Source organism: Mycobacterium sp. TH-M103 (assembly GCF_057473785.1).
In genome coordinates this window covers 1-7,749 of sequence record NZ_JBYCLG010000172.1, presented here as the reverse complement: position 1 = coordinate 7,749, position 7,749 = coordinate 1, and the positions used below count along the sequence as shown (strand labels likewise).

The window sequence follows — 7,749 nt, the reverse complement described above, 5'->3', positions numbered from 1 at the left end:
TCGACGCCGTTGGCGAACGCCAGCCCCACGTCGCGGGCGTCCACCATGTGGATCCGGTTGTCACCGGGCATCGAACGCATGAGCGCCAGGTAGTCGCCGTTGATGCTGCCCTGGGTGTCCGGGGACGCGACCCCGGCGAGCCGGAACAGCGCATACGGCAGGCCGCTGGCTCCGATGGCGGCCTCGGCCAGCACCTTGTCCTGGCCGTACTGGTCGATGGGGTTCACCGGGGTGTCGGGGGTGATGCGTTCCGGGTGGCGATAAGGATTGCGCGACCCGTAGACCGCGGCGCTGGAGGCCATCAGGAACAGCGGCTTGTCGGGAAGTTCGGCCGCGGCCGCCAGCAGGTTCTCGGTGCCGCCCACGTTGACTTTTCTGGCCAGCGCGGGGTTGCGGTAAGAGGGTGGCGAGACGATCGCCGCGAGGTGGATGATCGCCTCGGGCTGATGGGTTGTGAGGAGTTCGCGCACCGCGGCCGGATCCAGGAGATCGACGTAGGCCGGTATCAGCGTGCCGGGGCGGGCGGATAATTCTCTTTGGGCCGCAACGGTTTTATCGGTGCGCAGGTCCATCGCGACGACGGTTCGGCCGCGGTCGAGCAGGATTTCGGTGCACCGCTTGCCGATCTGCCCGAACGCGCCGGTGACGAGGATGGTGTCGACGGTCATCGGCGGGTCACCTCCCCGCCGGCTGGCCGGCGAGCCTGCCGATCGCCCTGCGGATCCGGTCCGAGACGTAGACCGAGAACAGGGGAGTGGTGATGTCCTCGCGGAGCCGAGTCAGCTTGGAGCTCTTGATGAGCCAGCGGCCGGCGACGTTTTCGTAGGTTTCGTGGTAGTGGCCGTAGCCGACCAGCGTCACCCCCGGCCCGAGCCGCACCACGTCCTGCAGCGCCCACACCCCGCGCGCCGTCGTCGGTGACGTCAGTTCGATCTCGGGTGCGTGCACCTGGTGCGCGGTGACCTGTGCCGGCCGCCCGAGCGTCTTGCGCAGGAAGGCGACGAACTCGTCGGCGCCGACGATCACCTTGCCGCCGGCCTCGGCGGTGTCGCTGACGAAATCGTCGGTGAAGATCGTGCGCCAGGACGCCCAGTCCTTGGTGTCAAGGTAGCGGCAGTAGCGGGCCTTGAGCTGCTTGATGGCCTCGATGGCCAGCAGCGTGGCGGTGTCGTTGTCGGCGATCACGTCGGGTGCGCCTTCTGTCATTGCGGCTCGATTCCGGTTGATCGTTGATGCTGGGCGTGACATTTGTTCCGTGAAGTGTAAACCTGTCCTGATGGGCAAGGACGGAGGTCCCCGGTGACGGAGTCGGTCGCGGAATTTCGCGGCCGGGCCAGGGCCTGGCTCGCCGAGAACATGCCGCCACTGGACCCCGACAAGGCCAGGGCGCTCGAGCGTGACGCGCCGGAGTCCTGGCAGCGGGCCCGCGAACTGCAAAAGCGGCTGTACGACGGGGGATTCGCGGGCATCTGCTTTCCCCGCGATTACGGCGGGCTCGGACTGGGTTACGAGTACAAGAAGGTGTTCGACGCCGAGACCGCCGCCTACGAGATGCCGCTGCTGCTCAACGTGCCCTCGTTCGCCATCTGCTGCGCGACGATCCTCGACATGGGCAGCGAAGCGCAGAAACGCACCCACATCGGCGCGGCGCTGCGCGGCGACGAGGTGCTCGTGCAGCTGCTGTCCGAGCCCAGCGGCGGCTCGGACCTGGCCGGCGTCATCACTCGCGCTGAACGCCGGGACGGCCGGTGGATCCTCAATGGCGCCAAGACGTGGAGCACCTGGGCGTTCGCCGCCGATTACGGCCTGTGCCTGGCCCGCACCGACTGGGCCGTGCCCAAGCACGAGGGCCTGACGATGTTCCTGCTGCCGCTGCGGCATCCCGGCGTGACGATCAACCGCATCAAGCAGGTCAACGGCTCGGTCGAGTTCTGCGAGGAGTTCCTCGACGACGTCGTCCTGGGCGACGACGCCGTCGTCGGGGAACCGGGCAAGGGCTGGGACGTCGCGTCGCGGCAGCTCTACCACGAGCGTCGCACGATGGGGGATGGTTCGGAGTACACCAGCGGGCCCGGAATCGCCGACGCCGAAGACATTTCGATCGACCTGCTGTCGCTGGTTGAGAAGGCAGGCGGCAGCGAACGCGCGCGCGAGCGCGCCGGCCGGGCCCTGGTGCACCGGGCCGTGCACGGGCAACTTGCCGAACACGTCTTCCACGCCGTCGTCGCCGGTTCGCTGCCCCCGGCGGCGGGATCGATCACCCGGCTGTCGATGGCCGCGGTGCACGACGTCGAGACCGACACCGCGCTGGCCGTGGCCGGCTCGGCGGCCGTCGTCGACGACGCGGCGGGCCTGCTCGACGTCGGCACGCGCTATCTGGGGCGCCAGGCCGCCAGCATCGGCGGCGGCACCACGGAGATGGCACGCAACGTGATCGGCGAGCGGGTCCTGAACTTTCCGCGCGAGTACACAGCCGACCGCGGCGTGCCGTTCAACCAGGTGCGGCGGGGCAGATTCTCGTGATGAGCGTTTACGGGTGCTCCCGCGCGGGCAGTACCCCTGGATGGCATCCGGTGCAGACGATCTGAGTAAGGACCCCAGGCCCGACGAGGCGGAGGACAACGCATTCTTCCCCTCCGCGTACTCGCTGAACGAGTACACGTCGCCCAAGACCGACTTCGACGGTGTGCAGCACCCGGGCGCATACATCGGCGGCAGGTGGAAAGTGCTCCTGATCGCGACCGAGGAGCGCTACGTCCTGCTGGAGAACGGCACGATGTTCTCCACCGGCAACCACCCCGTCGAGACGCTGCTCCCCCTGCACCACCTGATGGAGACCGGTTTCGACGTCGACGTCGCGACCATCTCCGGCTACCCGGCCAAACTGGAGCTCTGGGCGATGCCGCGCGAGGACGAGGCGGTGCTGTCGACCTACGAGGCCCTCAAGCCGAAGCTCAAACAGCCCAAGAGGCTTTCGGACGTCGTCGATCACGAGCTGGGGCCCGAATCCCCCTACCTGGCCGTGTTCATCCCGGGTGGCCACGGCGCGCTGGTGGGACTTCCGGACAGCCGGATCGTGGGGCGCACGCTCGACTGGGCCTTGGCCAACGACAAGTTCATCATCACGCTCTGTCACGGCCCGGCCGCGTTGCTCGCCGGCGCGCTGGACAAGGAGGAGTCACCGTTCAAGGGCTACTCGGTCTGTGTTTTCCCCGACGCACTCGACAAGGGGCCGAACATCGAGATCGGCTACCTGCCGGGCCGTCTCCCGTGGCTCGTCGGGGATCTGCTGGGCAAGCAGGGCCTGAAGATCCTCAACGACGACATGACCGGCAAGGTCCACCAGGATCGCCGGCTGATCACCGGCGACAGCCCGCTCGCGTCCGACGCGCTGGGCCGGCTTGCCGCCGAGGCGTTGCTCGAAGCCGTCGACGGCTGATCAGCTCCTGGCCGCTCCCGCCCCGGGTCTGTACAGTCGCTCAGCAGTGCGATAGCCCGACATCGGGGAAAGGCGGCCGGGAGTGGGCGACCAACTGCGGGACATCCGGGAGTTGGCCGGCGACTCTGCGGCCTACCGCGACGAACTGTTCCGCCGCTGGACGGGTCTGCTGAGCTACCGCTACATCGGCCGCAAGCACTCGTCGATGGACCTCGGCGACCCCGACGACACCGTCGCGATCCGTCGCGACATGCGCAACGAGGCGGGCGGGCTCCTGGTGGCACCGCTGGCCATCTCCTCACCGGAGGGGTGCCAGACCGACATGGTCGCGGTGCCCAACCCCGTGATCGCCTCGGTGCAGATCGTCGACCCCGGCTACGACGTCAGCAGGATCGAGATCGTCGGATCGGGCATCGTGCATCAGGGCCGGACCATGGGGTACGGACGGTGCACCATCGTCGACGCCGACAACCCCGCCCGGGTCATCGCGTTCAACGAGGGCCAGGGCGCGATCATCGGGATCCCGCCGGAAGGCCTTGGCAGAATGGACGTTTCGGGCACCGAATTGGTGATCGAGGATTCGCCCGAGCTGCCGCCGCTGTGGCAGGCCTTCGGTGCCAGCCAGCGCGACGACGGCCACTGGGTGCTGCCCGCGCTCAGCGCCGAACTCGCCTCGCCGGACGCGGCCCTGCACATCGGGCCCCAGCACGTCGTCCTGGAAACCGCGGCCACCGACTTGGCCGCCGAACTGGCCGGCACCCGCATGGTGCAGGTGGTCAGCTGGCACGTCATGTTCATGTCGCGCGGCAAGGTGGGTCCGTTCCGCGTCGAGGGCACGGCGCATGCGGGCGGGTCCGGGCGCGTCGGTGTGCGCATGCTGCTGCACGACGAGGGCAACGCCGACAAGGCGGTCACTTCCGCCGCGGCGATTTTCGATGTGGTCAGGCCGTAGCAGTTCAGCGGTCATCCGCCGCCGCCGCCGGCGGCACCGCCGCCGCCGCCGGCACCGGCACCGCCGCCGGATTCCCACCAGTTGTACACACCGGCATAGGCACTCGTCGGGCACAGATTCTCAGCTGCGGCGAGAACGAATTGAGCCGCTTGTTTGAGGGTCAGTGTCGGATAGCGCTTCTGCAGGTCCTTGGCCGCCTGGACACCGTCCATGCCGCCATTCCAGAGTTCCCCGCACACCCGGTAACCGTTGTTCAACAGCGCCGGTTCCAGCCCGGTGACGCCGGCCGCTTGCACGGCGGCCAGGAAGTCCTGGACCGGGTGATGCTTCTGCAGGGCGGTCAGCCACAGCTGCTGCACCTCGGCGATTTCGGGCGATTGGGGCGCGACGGTGGCCGGAATCGCCGTCGATGGCGGTGACTGCGGTGAGAGCACGGGCACCGGCGCGCTGATCGGCGGTTGCGGGTCCCGGCCGGGGTGCGGGCTGACCGCGGCCCAGCGGATCGGGACGTAGAGGGCGACGCCGAGCAAGATCGGCACCGAGATCGCGATCGCCGCGTGGACCCCTGCCCGGGAACCTCTGATCACCGCACCGACCTGTGCGGCGGCCACGGATGCCATGGCGCACAGCACCACAGCGGAGATGGCGACCAGCCACAAGCCCCAACCGACGTGGAGGCCGACCAGTCGGTCGGCGGCCGATGTCACGTTGACGATGTTGACCATCGCGATGAGCAGACACACCAGCCCTGCGCCCGGGGCGAGCCACGCCAGTGCGAGCAGCCACCGCGTGCCCGACCCGATCCGCACGCGGTGCAGCAGGATGAACAACGCGGCGCCGGCAACGGCCGCGAGGGCGAAGGTGGTTTGTCCCTGCCACCAGATGCCGGCTGGGGCACCGTTCGCAGCGATCCAGGCGCGGCTCGCCCAGGGGCCCGCGCTGCCGACCACGATGCCCACGCTCGCGGCGATCGCCGCGATCACATTCGGCAGGTAGCACGGTGCGGACCCGCGCGGGCTGCTGCCCGACGGCGACCCGTCGCGTTCGCGGTCTTGTGGATCAGGCATGTGCGGTCCTCGCCACGGTCTGGGGGTTGGCATCCATGCTTCCGTGGCGGGGCGGCGATCGCGAGGGCCGAAAGTCCCGGTGGAAGCCCTCAACCCCTGGTCATACATCTGCACGCATCTGTATGGTGCTAACGACCCTGCGACACGACGGGAGACATGCGGTGGCGGATCGGTTGGCGGGAAAGGTCGCGCTCGTCAGCGGCGGCGCGCGGGGGATGGGGGCCTCGCACGTGCGCATGCTGGTCGGTGAGGGCGCCAAGGTGGTCTTCGGCGACATCCTCGACGACGAGGGCAAGGCGGTGGCCGCCGAAGTCGGTGACGCCGCCCGCTATGTGCACCTGGACGTCACCAAACCCGAGCAGTGGGAGGCGGCGGTCGCCACCACGCTGGCCGAGTTCGGCGGTGTCGACGTGCTGGTGAACAACGCCGGCATCATCAACATCGGCACGCTGGAGGACTATGAGCTCTCCGAGTGGCAGCGGATCCTCGACATCAACCTGACCGGGGTCTTCCTCGGCATCCGCGCCGTGGTCAAACCCATGAAGGAAGCGGGACGCGGCTCGATTATCAACATCTCCTCCATCGAGGGGATGGCCGGCACTATCGCCTGCCACGGTTACACCGCAACCAAATTCGCCGTCCGCGGGCTGACCAAATCGGCGGCACTGGAGCTGGGCCCGAGCGGGATCCGGGTGAACTCGATCCATCCCGGGCTCATCAAGACGCCCATGACCGAGTGGGTTCCCGACGATCTCTTCCAGACCGCGCTGGGGCGCGCCGCCGACCCCAGAGAGGTTTCCCACCTGGTGGTCTATCTCGCCAGCGACGAGTCCAGCTATTCGACCGGCTCGGAGTTCGTCGTGGACGGCGGCACCACGGCAGGCTTGGGCCACAAGGACTTCTCCGCGGCCGACATCGGCGAGCAACCGGAGTGGGTGACGTAGTCTCGCGTCAGCGCAGGGTCGAAGCGAACTCGGGCTGCTCGGCCGGGACCGGCTTGGGCCACGGTGACGGCTTGGGCCGCTGCCGGACCCGCTGCGGCCACCAGAACCACTTGCCCAGCAGCGCGGCGATCGCCGGGGTCATCAGCGAGCGGACGATCAGCGTGTCGAAGAGCAGGCCGAGGCCGATGGTGGTGCCGACCTGGCCGATCACGGTCAGCTCGCTGACCGCCATCGTCATCATCGTGAAGGCGAACACCAGCCCCGCCGAGGTGACGACCGAGCCGGTGCCGCCCATCGACCGGATGATGCCGGTGTTCAAACCGGCGTAGATCTCCTCCTTGAACCGCGCCACCAACAGCAGGTTGTAGTCGGCGCCGACGGCCAGCAGGATGATGACCGACATCGCGAGCACCATCCAGTGCAGTTCGATGCCGATGAGGTGCTGCCAGATCAGCATCGAGAGCCCGAAGGACGCGCCCAGCGACAGCAGGACGGTGCCCACGATGACCGCCGAGGCCACGACCCCGCGTGTGATGATCAGCATGATGATGAAAATCAGGCACAGCGAGGCGATTCCGGCGATCAACAGGTCGTAGGTGTTGCCGTCCCTGAGGTCCTTGTACATTGCCGCGGTCCCGCCGAGATAGATCTTCGAGCCCTCCAGCGGCGTGCCTTTGACAGCCTCGTAGGCGGCCTTCTTGATCGCGGCGATGTGCGCGATGCCCTCGGCCGACATCGGATCGCCGTCATGGCTGATGATGAAGCGCACGGCATGGCCATCGGGGGAGATGAAGTTCTTCATGCCCTTCTTGAACTCGGCATTGTTGAACGTCTCCGGCGGCAGATAGAACGAGTCGTCGTTCTTGGACGCGTCGAACGCCTTGCCCATCGCGCTGGCGTTCTTCTGCGCCTCGTTCTGCTGATCCTGCAACCCTTTCTGCGTCGAATACATGGTAAGCATCGTCGTCTTCATGGCCTTCATGTTCTCGATCATCCCGGGCATCAGCGCCACCATCTGGGGCATCAGGGCGTCGAGGCGATCCATGACGGGCAGCAGGCTCTGGATGTCGTCGGTCATCGTGTCGATGCCGTCGAGGGCGTCGAACACGGACCGCAGCGAATAGCACACCGGGATGTCGTAGCAGTGCTTCTCCCAATAGAAGTAGCTGCGGATGGGCCGGAAGAAGTCCTCGAAATCGGCCATGTTGTCCCGCAATTGGGCAACGTCCATGGTCATATCGTGCATCTTTTTGACCATGACGTGCATGTTGTCGGCCATCTGCGTGGTGATGCTCTGCATCTTGGTCATGTCGTTGATGGTCGTCTGCATCATGTCGGCCTGGTGGA

8 protein-coding genes are annotated in these 7,749 nt (G+C 67.4%); 4 read left to right on the top strand and 4 right to left on the bottom strand.

The features are described from left to right. Positions 1–668, bottom strand: a 668-nt coding sequence (locus AC2VOR_RS09615; RefSeq protein ID WP_486963680.1) for an NAD-dependent epimerase/dehydratase family protein, incomplete at its 3' end; no start/stop codon positions are given. A gap of 7 nt (positions 669–675) precedes the next feature. Continuing rightward, positions 676–1,206, bottom strand: coding sequence for a nuclear transport factor 2 family protein (locus AC2VOR_RS09610; protein WP_486963679.1), 531 nt, complete (start codon positions 1,204–1,206; stop codon positions 676–678). A gap of 150 nt (positions 1,207–1,356) precedes the next feature. On the opposite strand from AC2VOR_RS09610, the gene AC2VOR_RS09605 reads away from it, so the two are divergent. The 3 genes from AC2VOR_RS09605 to AC2VOR_RS09595 all read left to right on the top strand — a co-directional run bounded on the left by AC2VOR_RS09605 (position 1,357) and on the right by AC2VOR_RS09595 (position 4,391). Further along, positions 1,357–2,523, top strand: coding sequence for an acyl-CoA dehydrogenase family protein (locus AC2VOR_RS09605; protein WP_486963681.1), 1,167 nt, complete (start codon positions 1,357–1,359; stop codon positions 2,521–2,523). Positions 2,524–2,563: 40 nt separating this feature from the next. After that, positions 2,564–3,439 carry a glyoxalase III HchA gene (hchA, locus tag AC2VOR_RS09600; RefSeq protein WP_486963678.1) on the top strand — a complete coding sequence of 292 codons (876 nt, stop codon included), beginning with the start codon at positions 2,564–2,566 and terminating at the stop codon, positions 3,437–3,439. 82 nt (positions 3,440–3,521) lie between these two features. Continuing rightward, positions 3,522–4,391 carry a hypothetical protein gene (locus AC2VOR_RS09595; RefSeq protein WP_369738730.1) on the top strand — a complete coding sequence of 290 codons (870 nt, stop codon included), beginning with the start codon at positions 3,522–3,524 and terminating at the stop codon, positions 4,389–4,391. A gap of 11 nt (positions 4,392–4,402) precedes the next feature. On the opposite strand, the gene AC2VOR_RS09590 is transcribed toward AC2VOR_RS09595, so the two are convergent. After that, entirely contained in the window at positions 4,403–5,458 is a 1,056-nt protein-coding gene (locus AC2VOR_RS09590; RefSeq protein ID WP_369738729.1) for a DUF732 domain-containing protein, read from the bottom strand. Positions 5,459–5,619: 161 nt separating this feature from the next. Between AC2VOR_RS09590 and AC2VOR_RS09585 the strand changes: the two genes are divergently transcribed. After that, positions 5,620–6,402 (top strand): SDR family oxidoreductase, encoded by a 783-nt coding sequence (locus AC2VOR_RS09585; RefSeq protein ID WP_369738728.1) that lies wholly within the window; start codon positions 5,620–5,622, stop codon positions 6,400–6,402. Positions 6,403–6,409: 7 nt separating this feature from the next. Here AC2VOR_RS09585 and AC2VOR_RS09580 read toward each other — a convergent pair. Beyond that, positions 6,410–7,749 (bottom strand): MMPL family transporter (locus AC2VOR_RS09580; protein ID WP_486963677.1); only part of this gene is annotated, 1,340 nt, incomplete at its 5' end.